Here is a 15,842-nt window from a genome sequence, read left to right on the forward strand (position 1 = left end):
GTTGATGGGACAGCTCGTCGCAGGGGTCGACATCGCGACCGCGAACGTGCGGGTGCAGATCCACGACCAGGCCGGCGCGGTGGTGGCTGCGGCTTCCCGCTCGTTGCCGCAGCCGGTGCGCTCGTCCGGCGGCCGTTCCGAACAGGACGCGAGCACCTGGTGGCCCGCGGTTCGGGACTGCCTGGCAGAGTGCACGGCCGCGCTGGGAGCGCGTAGCTCCGAGATCACCTCGCTGGCGATCTCGGCGACTTCGGGCACCGTGGTCGCGGTCGATGGCAACGGCGATCCGCTCGGTGCGGCGCTGATGTACGACGACCGGCGCGCCGAGGCCGAGGCCCGAACCGCGGTCGAGGTCGGCGCACCGCGCTGGGAGCGGACCGGCATCACCCCGTCGGCCGGATCGGGCCTGGCCCGGATCGGCTGGCTGGCGCGGCACCTCCCGGAGGGGACCGCGCTCGTCTGCCACACCCCGGACGTCATCGCCCGGAAGCTGATCGGGCGTCCGGCCGCGACCGACACCAGTCATGCCCTGAAGAGCGGCTACGACGCGGTGGCTGGGGAGTGGGCGACCGAGGTCTTCGACGCGCTGGAGGTGCCGTCCCGGCTGCTCCCGGAGGTCGTGCGGCCGACGGTGGTCCTGGGCGAGGTCGACGCGGCGGCCGCAGCGGAGACCGGGTTGCCGGCGGGCTGCGAGGTCCGGGCAGGGATGACCGACGGGTGCGCGGGCCAGCTGGCGTGCGGAGCCGTCGACATCGGCCAGTTCGTCACCGTGTTGGGTACGACGCTGGTCCTCAAGGGCGTGTCGAAGGAACTCGTGCACGACCCGGCCGGGGCGGTGTACAGCCACCTGCACCCGGACGGGATGTGGCTGCCCGGCGGTGCGGCCAACATCGGCGGCTCCGCGCTGTCCGATGTGGACACCGCGGGGCTGGCGGAGCTGGACCGCGCGGCCACCGAACGCGGCCCGGCGAGCGTGGTGAACTACCCGCTGCGCGGCGAAGGCGAGCGGTTCCCGTTCCTGGCGGGGAAGGCCACCCAGTTCGTGCTCGGCACGCCGCAGAACGGAGTGGACGAGTACCGCTCCCGCCTCGAAGGCGTCGCCTTCTGCGAGCGGCTAGCGCTGGAACGGGTGGCTGAACTCGGTGCACCGGCAGCAGGTCCGGTGCGCACTGCCGGTGGTGGTGCGCGCAGCCTCGCCTGGTGCCAGATCAGGGCGTCGATCTTGGACCGCCCAGTCCTGCGCGTCCAAGGTGCTGGCACCGCGCTCGGCGCAGCTCTGCTGGCGGCCAGCGGTTCGATCCACCCGGACCTGAGCGCGGCGGCTGCCGCGATGGTGCCCGAGGGCGAACTGGTCGAGCCGGTGCGTTCAGAGGTGTCCCCACTGGACGGCAGCTACCAGCGCTTCCTCGGCGAACTCCGCACCCGCGGCTGGCTCGCGGCCTGATCCGCGATCGGCGGGAGTCAGCGCTCGGCGATCTCCAGTGCGACTCCCGCCGCCCGCAGCTCGTCGATCAGCGGGGCCGGTGTTCCGGCGTCCACGATGACCAGGTCGAACTCGGTCAGCGGCGCCAGCTCGTGCACCGCGCGCCGGTCGAACTTGGAGTGGTCCAGCAGCAGCACCCGCTTGCCCGTGGTCTCCATCAGAGCCCGCTTGACCTGGATCGTCTCCTGCGAGCGGTGCAGGCAGTGCCCGTCGACGACGGCGGTGGTGGACATGAACAGCACGTCCGAGCGCATGGTCCGGGCCAACTTGGCGGTGTGCAGCCCGAGGAAGGCGTCGTAGGACGGCTGGTAGTCGCCGCCGAGCCCGATCAGGTGCAGCCCGGGCTCGCCGCTGAGCAGGTTGATCATCGACAGGAAGTTCGTCACGACGGTCAGCGGGGCCAGCGCGGGCAACCGCTCCGCGACTGCCAACGCACTGGTGCTGTCGTCCAAGGCCACGACCTGACCGGGGGTGACGAGCCGCGCGGCGTGCTCGGCGATGCGCGCCTTGTCCTCGGCGGCGTCGGCGATCCGCGCTCGCACCGAGGTCTCCAGCAGCGCCGTCGGCGTCGAAGTCGCTCCGCCGCGGACTTTGCGCAGCCAGCCCTGCTGCTCCAGCACGTCAAGATCGCGATGGATCGTCATGCCGCTGACACCGTGCTTGGCGGCGAGCTCCTCGATCCGCACGAATCCGCTGGCCAGCGCCTCCTGGCGGATCTCCTCGCGCCGTTCCTGCTGGCTGACCGGTGTGCCGCCCGCCTCGGCCACGCCGAACCCCTCACCTCAGAGCTCGTCGCCGCCCCGGTGCTGCGGGTAGGTGTCACCCGGCACGTGCGCAGCGACGAGCAACCACGTGTGCAACCGGAGTGATTATCACACGTGCGGCGTGATGTTCGGGTCAGATATCACGCGCAGAGCCTGGCCCGACGTTGTGGCACGGCCGTTTTCGCAGCTTCTCGACGTAATCCTCGGGCGCACCGGCGGCTTCGGCGGCATCGGCCATCACACCGAGGTAGCGCGCGGACGGCAGCCCGCCTTCGTAGGCGTCGAGCACGTACAGCCAGGCCAGCACTGGGCCGTCCAGCGTCTGCACCCGCAGCCGGAGCTTCTTGTGCATGCCCAGCTCGGCGCCTTCCCAGTTGTCGAGCTGCCGCTCGTCCTCCGGGCTGACGTCGTAGAGCACCGTGAAGACCTGTTCTCCGGGGTGTTCGACGATGGTGGCGAGGGCACCTTCCCAGCCGTAGTCCTCCCCGCCGAAGGTCAACCGCCAGTCCATCAGCCAGCCCGTCCCCGCCAGCGGCGAGTGCGGGGCGCGCTTGATCATTTGGGCCGGATCCATGTTGGACCCGTACGCGGCGTACAGAGGCACGCCCAACAGGGTAGCGATCGACAGCCCGAGCGGCGGCGCGGATCGCGTCACAAAAGTGGGTGCAGACCGAACCCGCCGTCGTCACCGGTTGCACCGTCGACTCGCCTGCGCGGTGACGCTCGGTCATTGCGGTGCTGTGGGGCGCGCCACGATGGTCAATTCGGGCGACACCACCCGAATTGACCGGGCTACGCGCAGCGTACGGTGAGTTTGGCGCCCACAGGCAGGCATCGGGGAGGAACGCGAAGTGACCCGCATCGTGATCATGGGAGGCGGCCCGGCGGGCTACGAGGCGGCACTGGTCGCCGCGTCGAACGGGGCGGAGGTCACGCTGGTCGAGCCGGAAGGCCTGGGCGGGGCTTGCGTGCTCTACGACTGCGTGCCGTCGAAGACCTTCATCGCCTCCGCGGGCGCGCGCTCGGCGTACCGCGATGCCCGCGAGCTCGGCATCCGCGCGAAGACCGAGGACTCCGACGTCGACGTGGCGGTCGTGCACGGCCGGGTGAAGGGCCTCGCGCTCGCGCAGTCCGCCGACATCCGGTCCCGGGTCCGCCGCGAAGGTGTGAAGATCCTGCCCGGTCGAGCGCGCTTCACCAACCCGGCCAAGGGCATGGCCGTGCACCAGGTCGGCGTCGACCTCGCCGACGGCGGCTACGAGGAGCTGACCGCCGACGTCGTGCTGATCGCCACCGGCGCCACGCCGCGGGTCCTCAAGGGAGCAGAGCCGGACGGGGAGCGGATCCTCACCTGGCGGCAGCTGTTCGACCTGCCCGAACTACCCGAGCACCTGGCGGTGATCGGTTCCGGCGTCACCGGTGTGGAGTTCGCCTCCGCCTACACCGAGATGGGCGTCAAGGTCACCATGGTCTCCAGCCGTGACCGCGTGCTGCCGCACGAGGACGCCGACGCGGCGGCGGTACTCGAAGAGGTGTTCGCCGAGCGCGGCACCGAGGTCGTCAAGCACGCCCGCGCCGAGAAGGTGGAGCGCACCGATTCCGGCGTGCTGATCCACCTGGCCGACGGGCGCCAGGTCGAGGCCAGCCACGCGCTGATGACCGTCGGCTCGGTCCCCAACACCACCGACATCGGGCTGGACCGGATCGGCGTCGAGCCCGACCGCGGCGGTTACATCCCGGTCGACCGGGTGTCGCGGACGTCCGTGCCGGGCGTCTACGCCGCCGGTGACTGCACCGGTCTGCTGCTGCTGGCCTCGGTGGCGGGCATGCAGGGCCGGATCGCGATGTGGCACGCGCTGGGCGAGGGCGTCACCCCGATCAAGCTCAAGACGGTCGCTGCGAACGTCTTCACCCACCCGGAGATCGCCACCGTCGGCATCAGCCAGCAGGCGATCGACAGCGGCGAGGTGCCGGCGCGGACAGTGATGATGCCGCTGGCCACCAACCCTCGCGCGAAGATGGAAGGCCTGCGCCGCGGATTCCTCAAGGTCTTCTGCCGCCCGCAAACCGGCGTGGTGGTGGGCGGTGTCGTGGTGGCGCCGAACGCCAGCGAGCTGATCCTGCCGATCGCGCTCGCCGTGCAGAACCAGGTGACCGTGGACAACCTGGCCAACACGTTCTCGGTGTACCCGTCGCTGTCCGGCTCGCTCACCGAGGCCGGCCGGCTGCTGATGCGCCACGACGACCTGGACTGATCTCGCAGGCCTCCCCGCCTGCGGCTCGCCGGGTTCCCGGCTGGGGACTCGACGGGGAGGAGTTGTCATGATCGAATCTCCGGTGCTGATCTACGACGGCGACTGCGGTTTCTGCACGCGCAGCGTTCGGCTGGCCGAGCGCCTGCCGGTGCGGATGCGCGTGCTGGCGTGGCAGGAGGCCGATCTCGCCGCCTACCGGACGACCCCGGACCGAGCGCGGCACGAGGTGCTGTGGGTGGCGCCGTCCGGCCGGGTCTTCGGCGGCGCGGCCGCCGTTGCCGAGCTGCTCAAGAGCTGCCGCACACCCTGGCCGGTGGCCGGTTTGGCGCTGTCCGCGCCGGTGCTGCGGACGTTGGCCGAGTGGGCTTACCGGGCGATCGCCGCGAACCGCTACCGGCTGCCCGGCGATACCCCGGCATGTCGGCTGCCGGATGAAGAACGTCCGGGCCGTTCGGACCGTTCCTGATCTTTTAGATCTCGGCCGAAAGTACGAGAAGGCCCCTCTTGTTCCTGGCCGATCGGTCGACTTCGCCTGACACATCGGCTGATCCGCTGACCCCTCGTCGCGCCATAACTTGGATGGCGTCGGGGGTTTAGTAGGCCGGTTCTCCCCGTTCTCAGGGGATCGACGGGGAGAACCGGCCCTCAGCGAGATTGGTGCGTCTTGGCACCAACGCGGTTCGAAATGCGAGGTGGCCGAGATGAGCAGCCAGGCGTCCGCACCGGAGTTCCAGGGGAAGTTCCGGAGCATGTCGGTGAACACGAACTACGTGCAGGCCTTGGCCGAGGCGCGTGAGGAAGTCGCTCGCGCGCTGGAGGAAGGCGACGATCAGGCGCTCGCCCAGGCGAAGTTGCTGGAGTCCGAGGCGTGCCGACGAGTGGGCAAGATCGCCGAGGCCAACGTGGCCTGGCGCGCCAGCTACCGGGCGGCCAGGAACGCGGACGCGCCGGGTTCGATGGCGTGGGCGCTGTGGAACGGCGGCACCTTGGCTCGCCAATGTGGACAGATGACGGCTTCGCTGCGCTGGCTCGAGCTCGCTCGTGACATGGCGACCAAGGCGGGTGATGTGGTGGCGCTCGGGTACTCGGTCGCCGGAATCGCCGAAACGCTGCGGATCCGCGGTGACTACGAGAGGGCACGCAAACTCCACGTGGAACTGCTCGCCGAAGCCCGCAAGCGGGGCGAGTGCCGGCACACGGTGTGGGCGCTCGAAGGGCTCGCTCAGCTTGACCGCAACGCGGGCGACCTGGACGCGGCGTGGGAGCGCTTCGCCGAAGCCGGGCAGATCGCCGAGGACGGCGGCGACGAGCGCGGTCTCGCCTGGGCTTTGCGAGGAATGGCCGACGTGCTGTCGTTGCGCGGGGAGCACGACGAAGCGTTGCGCCTGCTGTCGCGGGGCGAGCAGATCTGCCGCCGGATGGATCTGTCCAGCGCGCTGGCCTACAACCGGAAGATGCGCGGCAACGTCCTGTTCCGCGCCTGCTGGTACGGCGAAGCGGTCCGCACCTACCAGGAGGCGCAGAAGATGTTCCGCGCCATCAACGAACCGCGCGGTGCGGCGCTGGCCGAACTGGGCTTGATCAAGAGCCGCGACAAGCTCGGCCGACCACGACCAGCCACCGAGCGCGACCTGCGGGCCCTCCTGGACACATTGGACTCCCAGGAACTCCGCCACACCAGGAAGATGGTCCAGGACGCGCTCGACGACCTCCTCGAACTGGTGGCGTGACCCGAGGCTTGCTCGGCTGCGGGGTCGGGGCCGTGGACCACCGTGCTGGGACATGAACGCGAACGGTTGGTTGATCGACACCCGAACCTCGTACGACACGGTCGCGGTCAGCTACGCCGACCAGGTGCGCGGTGCCATCGCAGGAAACCAGTACCTGCGCGCGGCTTTGGCGTTGTTCGCCGAAAGCGTGCGGGCTGCCGGCGGGGGGCCGGTGGTCGACGTCGGTTGCGGTCCCGGAGAGGTCGCCGCCCACCTGAGCGAGCTCGGTGTCGACGCCTTCGGCATCGATCTCTCGCCCGGGATGATCGAGGTGGCCCGCCGCAACCACCCGGGTCTGCGGTTCGAGGTGGGCTCGATGACGAGCAATCAGGTGGTGAGTTTTGCTGCTGTTGTGCGGAGTTCTGACCCTGCGTTGCGGGTGATCGGGTCGCCGTGGCCGAAGCAGGCGACCTCGGTGTCCAGTTCGGCGAGGCGGCGGAACGATTCGATCGTCTTCGCTCGATCCAGGTTGAACGTGCCGAGCATGACCTCGCCGACGTTGGCGATCGTGTCCCCTGTGAACAGGGTTTTGCTCTTTGACAAGTGCAGAGCGATGCTTCCGTCGGTGTGACCGGGGATCGAGAGCACGCGGGCTTCGCCGCCGAAGTCGAGCACGTCGCCTTCGGCGATCTCCTGGTCCACCGGGCACGGCGGTGGCAGGGGAACGTTCGGGGTGATGCTGTCGAACAGCGGTCGTTCCCAGTCGAGCAGCACCGGGTCGGGGCGCGGTCGTTCGCCCTGGATGACGGCCACGTCCCCGGCGTGCGCCAGCACCGGTGCGCCGGTGGCCGCGCGGAGCTCCGCAGCGGAGCCCGCGTGGTCCTCGTGGCCGTGGGTGATGACGATCCGCTCCAGCTCGGCATCGAGCTCGGTCAGCAGTGCGGTGATGGCCGGGCCGGAGCCGGCGATCCCGGTGTCGATGAGGGTCGCGGAGCGTCCGTCCAACCAGAGGTACGCCTGGCCGAATTCGGGGCGCAGGTGGTAGAGGCCGGGCACGACGAGGTCGACGTCCATAGCTGCACGGTAGGTGCGAATCAGGTTGCTGCGGCGCGGTTTCGTCGCGGGCGAACGGCATTGCCACCGGTTGCCCGCCGAAAATGGCGCGACACCGGCGAGCTGGCTGCGTTAGCCTGTCCGCATGGTGCAGTTGCAGCTCTACATCTGATCGAGCTCCCGATGAGTGCATGGCGCGGCGACTTCGTGTCGCCTGCTTCGTCATGCCTTTCCACGCGCCCGCATCGATTCGGCGGGGCGGTGCACTCCGCCCGCTGATCCCGTACCCCCGGCCTGATCGCACACCGCGAGTCGTCTTCGGACGTTCGCGGTCGCAGCGACGTGGGCTCGGTTCCCCGGGCGCGCCCACCGACCTGTTTTGACGTGTCCCTCGTTGCGCCGAGGCTGTTTCCGATCAGGAGTACCCAGCAGATGACGAACTCTGCCCAGAACGCGTACCGCACCCGGCCCGCGCACATCGCGTTCTTCACCATTCCGGCGCACGGTCACATCAACCCGACCCTCGGGCTGATCACCGAGCTGGTGAACCGCGGCCATCGCGTCAGCTACGCGGTGACCGAGCCGTTCGCCGACCAGGTGGCCGAGGCCGGGGCGACACCGGTCCACTACGACTCGATGCTGCCGGGGTCGCCGAACGCGACCCGGCAGGAGTGGCCGACGGAGGGAACCGAAGCGCGCTGGATGTTCCTCGAGGAGACCAAATCCGTCGTGCCACAGCTCGAAGAGGCGTTCGCGGGGGATCGGCCCGATCTCGTGGTCTACGACCTCGGAGATTTCCTCGTCCTCGCCGAGAAGTGGGGAGTGCCCGCGCTCCAGCTGTGTCCGACCCACGTCTACACAGAAGGGCTGGAGTCGGTCTTGGACCTGACGCCGACCCCGGAGACGACGGCGGTGGAGGAGGCGTACGACGCGTACTTCGCCGAGCAGGGCGTGACGTTGACGAACCACGACTTGCTGCATCCGCGTCGCTGCATCGTGACCATCCCGCGGAGCTTCCAGTACTTCGGGGATCAGGCGGCGGACGTGTACACGTTCGTCGGCCCGATGCTGACCGAGCGGGCGTCGCAGGGGAGTTGGCAGGCGCCGGACGACCGGCCGGTCCTGGTGATCTCGCTGGGTTCGGCCTACAACGACCGCTTGGACTTCTACCGGCGGTGCCTGCGGGCGTTCGCCGACCTCGATTGGCACGTGGTGCTGGCGGTCGGGAAGGCAATCGACCCGGCCGAGCTCGGTGAGGTCCCGGCGAACTTCGAAGTGCACCGGTGGATTCCGCAGCTCCGGATGTTGTCCCAGGCCAGCGCGTTCATCACGCACGCCGGTATGGGTGGCACGATGGAGGGCCTGCGCCACGGCGTGCCGCTGATCGCGGTTCCGCAGGCCGCCGACCAGTTCATGAACGCGGCCCGGATCGAGGAACTCGGCCTGGGCGTTCAGCTGGACGGTGCGACCGCCACGCCAGAGCAGCTGCGCGTTGCGCTGGAAAAGGTCACCTCGGATGAGGGGGTCCGGAACCGGCTGGCGGACATGCGACGCGAGATCGAAGAAGCCGGTGGTCTGTCACGGGCCGTCGAGATCGTCGAGGGACTGCTGTAGTCCCTCCGGACACCACCCGCCGGGGCACTCCGGCGGGTGGTGCGCCCAGGTCGACGCGACCCGTCCGAGCTGGGCATATCCACAGAGCTTGTGGTCGCACCCGGATGTTCTGTTTCCGGCTGCCCGCTTCGGCTGCCTACCGTCGGGATGCGACCTCGACGAGGTCGAGGACCAGCAGCGATGCCGGAAGGAACGGGCGAACCATGGCGGAGCGGAGCCTGCGGGACAAGGTCGCTGTCATCGGCGGCGGAGGCAAGAACCTGGGCGGTCTGCTGTCGATGACGTTCGCGGACGAGGGCGCGAAGGTCGTCGTGCACTACAACAGCGACTCCTCGGCCGCGGAGGCGGAAAAGACCGTTAACGCGGTGCGGGAAGCCGGTTCCGAGGCATCTCGGTGCAGGGCGACCTGACACAGGTCAGCGAGGTACGTCGGCTGTTCGACACCGCAGTGGACACCTTCGGCGGGGTCGACGTCGCGGTGAACACGACCGGGATGGTGCTGTGCAAGCCGATCCTGGAGACCACTGAGGAAGAATTCGACCGCATGTTCGCGATCAACGCGAAGGCGGCGTACTTCTTCATCCAGGAGGCCGGGCGCCGGCTCAACGACGACGGCAAGATCATCAGCCTGGGCACCTCGCTGCTCTCGGCGTTCACCGACGGCTACTCCACCTACGCCGGGGGCAAGGCTCCGCTGGAGCACTTCACCCGCGCCGCGGCCAAGGAGTTCGCCGACCGCCGCATCTCGGTGAACGTGGTGGCACCCGGGCCGATGGACACGCCGTTCTTCTACCCGCAGGAGACCCCGGAGCGGGTTGAGTTCCACAAGTCCCAGGGCATGGGCAACCAGCTCACCCACATCGAGGACATCGTGCCGGTGATCCGGTTCCTGGCCACCGAGGGCTGGTGGTTCACCGGGCAGACGATGTTCCCGAACGGCGGCTACACCACAAGGTGACCGCCTCCGGTGCGGCAGATGGTCAGGAGGGGCGACCACCTGCCGCACCGCAGCAGCGGAGCATGATCGGGGCAGCTCTGGTTGCCGGCGTGGAAGAGGGGAACTGTGGTGAACCTGGCGAGGACCCGCTGGCTGTTGATCGCTGAGCTGGCCGTTCCGGCGTGGGCGGAGTGGAGCCGGCCCACCAGCTGGCACCCGGAGCACATCGCCGAGCGGTACAGCCTGTTCACCATCATCGTGCTCGGCGAGGTCATCCTCGGTGCGCTCACGGCGGTGCAGTCCGCGTTGGCCGAATTCGGGATTTTGCCGTCGCTGATCATGATCGCCGCCGGTGGCCTCGTGCTGGTCTTCGTCGTGTGGTGGACCTACTTCGCCGCAGGAGAGCCGCACCTCAGCAGCGTGCGCATCGCGCTGTCCTGGGGTTACGGCCACGTCGTGGTGTTCGCCGCGATCGCTGCGCTGGGGGCGGGCCTCGAAGTCGCGGTGGACACCGCGGGACACCGCTCGCACGTCAGCGATCAAGCGGCGGCATTCGCGGTCTCGGTGCCGGTCGTCCTAGTGCTGCTCGCGCTCGGGGTGCTGCACCGCCTCGCGGCGACCGGCGCGGTGCGGAACTTCGCGATCGTCGTGGCGGGCGCCATCGTGTTGCTGGCACTGCCGTTCAGCACCCGGCTGATCGGCTTGGGCGGTGCCGTGGTGGGTATGGCTCTGGTGCTGGCCGCGACGTTGGTCGCCAATCGCCTCGGCATTGAAGGCAGCGCGGAAAGCAGGGCGTGACGTGGGCTTGGACTTGTACAAGCTGGGACATCTCGTCGCGGTGGCGGAGGAGGGTAGCTTCACCCGCGCCGCAGCGCGCCTGCACCTGTCCCAGCAGGCACTGTCCACCTCGATCCGCGCGCTCGAACGCGAAGTCGGTGTCGACCTGCTCAAACGCACCACCACTGGCGTGGCAGTGCTGCCCGCAGGGGAGGCGCTGATCGCCGACGCCCGCGTGCTGGGAGGCGTGGCCCGCTCCGCGTTGGAACGCGCGCGGCGGATCGGTCGCGGCGAATCGGAGGTGCTGCGCATAGGGCACGTCCCGGCAGTCACCGGCGACGAGGTCACCGCGCTGCTGCGTCAAGCGCACGCCGAACACCCGGACCTGGCCACCGACGTCAACCAGCGCTATCCCGCTGAACTCGAGAAGCAGCTGCTCGCCGGAGAACTCGACCTCGGGTTGTGTCGAGCCATGGCACCTGCCCACGGCCTCAACCGAGCCACCCTCGTCCACCAGCGGTTGCAGGTCGCAGTTGCCGCCGAGCACAGCCACGCAAAACGAGTTCGAAAACAGGTCCTGAGCCCAGCTGACGGTGGTGTCGGTGATCTTGGCATCGCGAGCACGGGCCGTTATACCTGTGGTGGGCGGAAGTGAGGTGGCCTGATGGCTGCGCTGATCACCGGTTTGCGGACCTGCGACGTCCGGTTCCCGACCTCGCGGGAGCTGGACGGTTCGGACGCGATGAACCCGGACCCCGATTACTCGGCGGCTTACGTGGTGATCGAGACCGATGCCGACGACGGGCTGGAAGGCCACGGGTTCGCGTTCACCATCGGCCGCGGCAACGATGTGCAGGTCGCGGCGATCCGGGCACTGGAGTCCTTTGTGGTCGGTCGCCCGCTGGGCGAGGTGCTGGACGATCTCGGCTCGGTGTGGCGGGAACTCGTGCACGACTCGCAACTCCGCTGGCTGGGTCCGGAGAAGGGCGTGGCGCACATGGCGATCGGCGCCGTGATCAACGCGTTGTGGGACCTGAAGGCCAAGCGGGCCGGGAAACCGCTGTGGCAGCTGCTCGCCGAGCTGTCCCCGGAGCAGATCGTCGACCTGGTCGACTTCCGGTACCTCAGCGATGCGCTGACCCCGGAGGAAGCGCTGGACATCCTGCGCCGAGCGGAGCCCGGCCGCGCGGAGCGAACCGCAGAAATCCTCCGCGATGGCTACCCGGCGTACACCACGACCCCGGGCTGGCTGGGCTACTCGGACGAGAAGCTCCGGAGGCTCTGCCGCGAAGCGGTGGACCAGGGATTCCCGCTGCTGAAGCTGAAGGTGGGGGCGGACCTCGACGACGACGTGCGGCGGCTGCGGATCGCTCGCGAAGAGGTCGGACCGGACGTCCGCATCGCCGTCGACGCCAACCAGCGCTGGGACGTGCCCACCGCGATCAGCTGGATCCGCGAGCTGGCGCCCTTCGGCCTGTGGTGGGTGGAGGAGCCGACCAGCCCGGACGACGTGCTGGGGCACGCCGCCATCGCCTCGGCCGTCGCACCGGTCCAGGTGGCCACCGGGGAGCACGTCGCCAACCGCGTGGTGTTCAAGCAGCTGCTGCAGGCCGAAGCGCTGTCCTTCCTGCAGCTCGACGCCGCGCGGGTGGCCGGGGTCAACGAGAACCTGGCGATCCTGCTGCTGGCGGCGAAGTTCGGGGTTCCGGTGTGCCCGCACGCGGGCGGGGTCGGGCTGTGCGAACTGGTGCAGCACCTGGCGATGTTCGACTTCGTCGCGGTGTCCGGATCCATCGACGGCCGCGTCGTCGAATACGTCGACCACCTGCACGAGCACTTCGTGGACCCCGTGGTGATCCGGAACGGGCACTACCGGGCCCCGAGGCGTCCGGGCTTCTCCGCGCAGCTGCGCTCGGAGTCGCTGCGCGAGCACAGCTACCCCGACGGGCCGGTGTGGGCCGGCGGGTGAGGGAAGGGGAGCAGATGCAGCGAATCGCCTTGCGCACCAAGCTGGAACCGGGACGCGAAGCCGAGTACGAGCAGGTGCACGCGGTGATCCCGGCCGAGCTGGACGCGGCGCTGCGCGAAGCCGGTGTGCACAGCTGGCGGATCTGGCGCGACGGCCTGGACCTGTTCCACGTCGTGGAGGTCGAGGACTACGAGGCGATGCGCCGGGCGCTGCGCGACCACCCCGTCAACGTGGCCTGGCAGGCGCGGATGTCGGAGCTGCTGGCGGTCGAGGACGACTACTCGGGCGAGGACACCGGTCTCCGGCAGGTGTGGGAGCTGCCGTGAAGCTCGGCGGCTCGGACGTCGCGGTGTCCCCGCTCGGATTCGGCGGCGCGGTCATCGGGAACCTCTACCGCGCGGTCGACGAGGAAACCGCGCTCGGCGCGGTGGATGCTGCGTGGGAAGCGGGGATCCGCTACTTCGACACCGCGCCCCACTACGGACTCGGACTGGCCGAACGCCGCCTCGGCACGGCACTGGCCGGACGGCCGCGGTCGGAGCTGGTCGTGTCGACCAAAGTCGGCCGGCTGCTGGTGCCGAGCCCGCGAACCGCGGGTTCCCGAGATCCCGCGGGTTTCGACGTGCCCGCCGACCGCGAGCGGGTGTGGGACTTCAGCGCGGACGGGGTGCGGCGGTCGCTGGAGACCAGCCTGCGACGGCTCGGCCTGGACCGCGTGGATCTGGTGCTGATCCACGACCCCGACGACCACTGGCCGCAGGCGGTTGATGAGGCGTACCCGGCGCTGCACGAGCTGCGTGCCCAAGGCGTGATCGGTGCGGTCGGCGTCGGCATGAACCAGTGGCGGATGCTGGAGCGGTTCGCGACCGAGACCGACGTGGACGCGGTGATGCTCGCCGGCCGCTACACGCTGCTCGAGCAGTCCGCCGCCGAAACCATGTTGCCGATGTGCCTGCGCCGCAACGTATCGGTGCTGGCGGCCGGCGTGTTCAACGGCGGTGTCCTGGCCACCGACGAGCCCAGCCCGGAGGCGATGTTCGACTACGCGCCTGCGTCGCCGGAGCTGCGCGCGAAAGCCGCCCGGATCGCCGCAGTGGTCCACCGGTACGGTGCGAGCCTTCCGCAGGTGGCGATGGCCTTCACCCGCGCGCACCCGGCCATCGCCAGCGTCGTCGTGGGAGCCAGGTCGACCGACGAAGTACACCGCAACGCCGCGCTTTTCGAGCGGCCGGTCCCGTCTGCGGTGTGGGAGGAACTGGTCGAGGCGGAGCTGCTGCCGACCGGTGTGTCGTTGCCCGACGCTTGACCTCGAGTGCGCTCGAGGCCTTAGCGTGCCGGGCCCGAGTCCGATCAGGGGAGGCACCCATCCACGAGGACGACGTCGCCGCGGTCGCGGTCACCGCGTTGCTTCAGGACTGGCACGCCGGGAAGTCCTACCTGCTGACCGGCCCGGAACTGATCAGCGTGGTCGACCAGGTGCGCGCGATCGGTGCTGCGATCGGCCAGGACGTCCGCTTCGAGGAGGAAACCCCGGCGCAGGCGAAGGCCCGCATGGTCGCGGAGGGGCTGCCGGAAGCCGTCGCGGACACCCTGATCGGCTACCGGGCGCAGTCCGGGCGGAACCCCGTCCCAGCGGTGCCGACCGTGCAGCAGGAGACGGGACGCCCTGCCCGCACCTTCGCCGAGTGGGCGGTGGACCACACCGGCGACTTCAGCTGAGCACGGCGAGGTCGGGCGGGGAATGCCGCCCGACCTCGACCGATCAGCCGTTCTTGGGGATGACGGCCAACCTGGCGGCGTCCAGGCTGGGGTCCGAGACGAAAACGCCCGTGTCGCCGAGCACCGCGGTCGGGATCTGAGTTCCCGGGGGTAGCGCGGTGCTGCCCTGCATGGTGACCGAGACCGGGATCTTCGGGGCGTCGTCGTCATCGCCCGCGGCCCAGCCGTAGGCGGTGCCGTCGTCGCCGACCGAGACCAGGCTGATCTCCTTGGCGCGGTCACCGGTGTCGGAGCAGAAACCCTTGCCGGACTTGAGGTCGAACAGCGCACCATCGGCGGCCAGGTACTGGCCGTTCGGGGACAGCGCCGGGATCAGGCCCGAGGTGACCGACTTGGGGATGATGAAGTCCACGCCCCACCGCGTCGAAACATAGCACTGGGCAGTCGCTTCCACCCGTCCGGTTTCCGGATCGTGCACCGAGGTGACGATGTCGTTGGTGCCCGGGATGGTCCACTGCGCGAGCAGGTGGCCTTCCACCGCGCCGCTGATCTCGCCGTTGTAATCGGTCTTCGGGCGCGTCAACCACCCGTCGTCCTTGTGCAGGTCGCCCAGCATCGCAGGAACGCCCGGCGGCGCCACCTGGTCGCTGCGCCAGCCGCCGGGGATGCCGAAACCGCCGTTGCTGCCGTTGCGGACCGGGCCCTTCGATGTGGGAAAGACGGGGGTGTCCTTCCAATCCTCCGCCGCGTCCGGGGTTTCGGTCGTCTTGCCGGTGGCCGGGTCGACGAGCCACGAGGAGCCAGAGTGGTCCTGGGCCAGCAGACCGGCCGGAGTGGACTGCAGATCGGTCTCTGCGTAGGCGTCGGGCAGGTCGGTGGAGGAGACCGGGGCGACCGAGTCACCGGAGCTGTCGGTCGGGTAGAAGGACATCGAGAGCCCGTCTTCGGCCTCGTGCAGCTGATCCGCGCCCTTCTCGCCGTAGGCCACCACGGCGAAGTACTCCTTGCCGCCGCTGGTGATGCGCATGACTCGAGGCACGGTCATCGTCAGATCGCGGTCCTCCGAGTACGGGCCTTCCAGCTGCGACTTGGTCAGGTCGGGCGCCCTCCAGGGCGCGCTGCTCCAGACCTCGTCGCCCGAAGCGGCTTCGCGGACCCGCAGGACGTAGCCCTCCTGGGTCTGGTCGAGGTGGGCGATCTGCCCGGACTTCGAGGTGGCGACCGACAGCGGTTCGAGCGCGGGCATCCAGGCCGGCTTGTACTCCCAACCGGATTCGGCGTCGAAACCGGGAGGGGCGGTGATCCGGGATTCCGCGTCGATCTTCGCCGGACCGACGGTGGGGTCCGCGGTCCCGCACGCCGAGACCGCCCCGACCAGTAAGCCCGACACGACCAGAGCTGCGGCTCTGTTCCCGTTCTTCATCCGTCAAACCTACTAAGCGCGCGCCCACTGCGGACGAGATCCGGATTAATGGGACGTTCGTGCTCAGTGGGAAATATCACCAGAAAAGGGAAATTCCCGAGCTCGACAGCGATTTCGAATGCCGGGTGTCGAGCTGGAG

17 protein-coding genes and 1 pseudogene are annotated in these 15,842 nt (G+C 69.4%); 14 read left to right on the plus strand and 4 right to left on the minus strand.

Annotated elements, in window-relative coordinates:
• The first annotated feature begins 4 nt into the window (after nt 1-4).
• Nucleotides 5-1,444, plus strand: a complete 1,440-nt coding sequence (locus ACWCO2_RS25435; protein ID WP_450130273.1) for an FGGY-family carbohydrate kinase — start codon at nt 5-7, stop codon at nt 1,442-1,444.
• A 17-nt stretch (nt 1,445-1,461) separates the two neighbouring features.
• Here the strand turns inward: ACWCO2_RS25435 and ACWCO2_RS25440 are convergent, their stop codons facing one another.
• Nucleotides 1,462-2,250, minus strand: coding sequence for a DeoR/GlpR family DNA-binding transcription regulator (locus ACWCO2_RS25440; protein ID WP_450130274.1), 789 nt, complete (start codon nt 2,248-2,250; stop codon nt 1,462-1,464).
• Nucleotides 2,251-2,380: 130 nt separating this feature from the next.
• The gene (locus tag ACWCO2_RS25445; protein WP_450130275.1) at nt 2,381-2,851 is read right to left on the minus strand and encodes a gamma-glutamylcyclotransferase; all 471 of its coding nucleotides are present in this window, start codon (nt 2,849-2,851) and stop codon (nt 2,381-2,383) included.
• 247 nt (nt 2,852-3,098) lie between these two features.
• Between ACWCO2_RS25445 and ACWCO2_RS25450 the strand changes: the two genes are divergently transcribed.
• The 4 genes and pseudogenes from ACWCO2_RS25450 to ACWCO2_RS25465 all read left to right on the plus strand — a co-directional run.
• Nucleotides 3,099-4,502, plus strand: coding sequence for an NAD(P)H-quinone dehydrogenase (locus ACWCO2_RS25450; RefSeq protein ID WP_450130276.1), 1,404 nt, complete (start codon nt 3,099-3,101; stop codon nt 4,500-4,502).
• A 67-nt stretch (nt 4,503-4,569) separates the two neighbouring features.
• The gene (locus ACWCO2_RS25455) at nt 4,570-4,968 is read left to right on the plus strand and encodes a thiol-disulfide oxidoreductase DCC family protein (RefSeq protein WP_450130277.1); all 399 of its coding nucleotides are present in this window, start codon (nt 4,570-4,572) and stop codon (nt 4,966-4,968) included.
• A 235-nt stretch (nt 4,969-5,203) separates the two neighbouring features.
• Nucleotides 5,204-6,232: a tetratricopeptide repeat protein gene (locus ACWCO2_RS25460; RefSeq protein ID WP_450130278.1), complete on the plus strand. Its 1,029-nt coding sequence runs from the start codon at nt 5,204-5,206 to the stop codon at nt 6,230-6,232.
• Between the two features lie 52 nt (nt 6,233-6,284).
• Nucleotides 6,285-6,593, plus strand: a pseudogene (locus ACWCO2_RS25465) (class I SAM-dependent methyltransferase); the annotation flags it as partial.
• A gap of 5 nt (nt 6,594-6,598) precedes the next feature.
• On the opposite strand, the gene ACWCO2_RS25470 reads toward ACWCO2_RS25465, so the two are convergent.
• Entirely contained in the window at nt 6,599-7,285 is a 687-nt protein-coding gene (locus ACWCO2_RS25470) for an MBL fold metallo-hydrolase (RefSeq protein ID WP_450130279.1), read from the minus strand.
• Between the two features lie 411 nt (nt 7,286-7,696).
• On the opposite strand from ACWCO2_RS25470, the gene ACWCO2_RS25475 reads away from it, so the two are divergent.
• From ACWCO2_RS25475 to ACWCO2_RS25515, 9 genes are all read left to right on the plus strand, one after another.
• Complete coding sequence (locus tag ACWCO2_RS25475; RefSeq protein ID WP_450130280.1) at nt 7,697-8,878, plus strand: macrolide family glycosyltransferase; 1,182 nt, start codon at nt 7,697-7,699, stop codon at nt 8,876-8,878.
• 203 nt (nt 8,879-9,081) lie between these two features.
• On the plus strand, nt 9,082-9,288 hold the full coding sequence (locus ACWCO2_RS25480; protein ID WP_450130281.1) for a hypothetical protein: 207 nt from the start codon (nt 9,082-9,084) through the stop codon (nt 9,286-9,288).
• Nucleotides 9,273-9,836, plus strand: a complete 564-nt coding sequence (locus ACWCO2_RS25485) for an SDR family oxidoreductase (protein WP_450130282.1) — start codon at nt 9,273-9,275, stop codon at nt 9,834-9,836. Before ACWCO2_RS25480 ends, ACWCO2_RS25485 begins: the two co-directional genes overlap by 16 nt.
• A 108-nt stretch (nt 9,837-9,944) precedes the next feature.
• A complete protein-coding gene (locus tag ACWCO2_RS25490) occupies nt 9,945-10,613 on the plus strand; it encodes a low temperature requirement protein A (protein ID WP_450130283.1) in 669 nt (222 codons plus the stop codon).
• A 1-nt stretch (nt 10,614) separates the two neighbouring features.
• The gene (locus ACWCO2_RS25495) at nt 10,615-11,247 is read left to right on the plus strand and encodes a LysR family transcriptional regulator (RefSeq protein ID WP_450130284.1); all 633 of its coding nucleotides are present in this window, start codon (nt 10,615-10,617) and stop codon (nt 11,245-11,247) included.
• A gap of 9 nt (nt 11,248-11,256) precedes the next feature.
• Nucleotides 11,257-12,561, plus strand: coding sequence for an L-fuconate dehydratase (locus ACWCO2_RS25500; protein WP_450130285.1), 1,305 nt, complete (start codon nt 11,257-11,259; stop codon nt 12,559-12,561).
• A 14-nt stretch (nt 12,562-12,575) separates the two neighbouring features.
• A complete protein-coding gene (locus ACWCO2_RS25505) occupies nt 12,576-12,887 on the plus strand; it encodes an L-rhamnose mutarotase (protein ID WP_450130286.1) in 312 nt (103 codons plus the stop codon).
• On the plus strand, nt 12,884-13,867 hold the full coding sequence (locus ACWCO2_RS25510) for an aldo/keto reductase (RefSeq protein ID WP_450130287.1): 984 nt from the start codon (nt 12,884-12,886) through the stop codon (nt 13,865-13,867). Before ACWCO2_RS25505 ends, ACWCO2_RS25510 begins: the two co-directional genes overlap by 4 nt.
• Nucleotides 13,864-14,280: a hypothetical protein gene (locus ACWCO2_RS25515; RefSeq protein WP_450130288.1), complete on the plus strand. Its 417-nt coding sequence runs from the start codon at nt 13,864-13,866 to the stop codon at nt 14,278-14,280. The genes ACWCO2_RS25510 and ACWCO2_RS25515 overlap by 4 nt, the downstream gene beginning before the upstream one ends.
• A gap of 43 nt (nt 14,281-14,323) precedes the next feature.
• Here the strand turns inward: ACWCO2_RS25515 and ACWCO2_RS25520 are convergent, their stop codons facing one another.
• The gene (locus tag ACWCO2_RS25520) at nt 14,324-15,703 is read right to left on the minus strand and encodes a hypothetical protein (protein ID WP_450130289.1); all 1,380 of its coding nucleotides are present in this window, start codon (nt 15,701-15,703) and stop codon (nt 14,324-14,326) included.
• Nucleotides 15,704-15,842: the final 139 nt, after the last annotated feature.

The sequence above is a fragment of the Saccharopolyspora sp. NPDC002376 genome, from assembly GCF_053593195.1.

What these genes read in the sequence shown, in the direction of transcription:
- ACWCO2_RS25435 (WP_450130273.1), top strand. Translation starts at nt 5, where the DNA reads ATGGGACAGCTCGTCGCAGGGGTCGACATCGCGACCGCGAACGTGCGG.
- ACWCO2_RS25455 (WP_450130277.1), top strand. Translation starts at nt 4,570, where the DNA reads ATGATCGAATCTCCGGTGCTGATCTACGACGGCGACTGCGGTTTCTGC.
- ACWCO2_RS25460 (WP_450130278.1), top strand. Translation starts at nt 5,204, where the DNA reads ATGAGCAGCCAGGCGTCCGCACCGGAGTTCCAGGGGAAGTTCCGGAGC.
- ACWCO2_RS25470 (WP_450130279.1), bottom strand. Translation starts at nt 7,285, where the DNA reads ATGGACGTCGACCTCGTCGTGCCCGGCCTCTACCACCTGCGCCCCGAA.
- ACWCO2_RS25475 (WP_450130280.1), top strand. Translation starts at nt 7,697, where the DNA reads ATGACGAACTCTGCCCAGAACGCGTACCGCACCCGGCCCGCGCACATC.
- ACWCO2_RS25480 (WP_450130281.1), top strand. Translation starts at nt 9,082, where the DNA reads ATGGCGGAGCGGAGCCTGCGGGACAAGGTCGCTGTCATCGGCGGCGGA.
- ACWCO2_RS25500 (WP_450130285.1), top strand. Translation starts at nt 11,257, where the DNA reads ATGGCTGCGCTGATCACCGGTTTGCGGACCTGCGACGTCCGGTTCCCG.
- ACWCO2_RS25505 (WP_450130286.1), top strand. Translation starts at nt 12,576, where the DNA reads ATGCAGCGAATCGCCTTGCGCACCAAGCTGGAACCGGGACGCGAAGCC.
- ACWCO2_RS25520 (WP_450130289.1), bottom strand. Translation starts at nt 15,703, where the DNA reads ATGAAGAACGGGAACAGAGCCGCAGCTCTGGTCGTGTCGGGCTTACTG.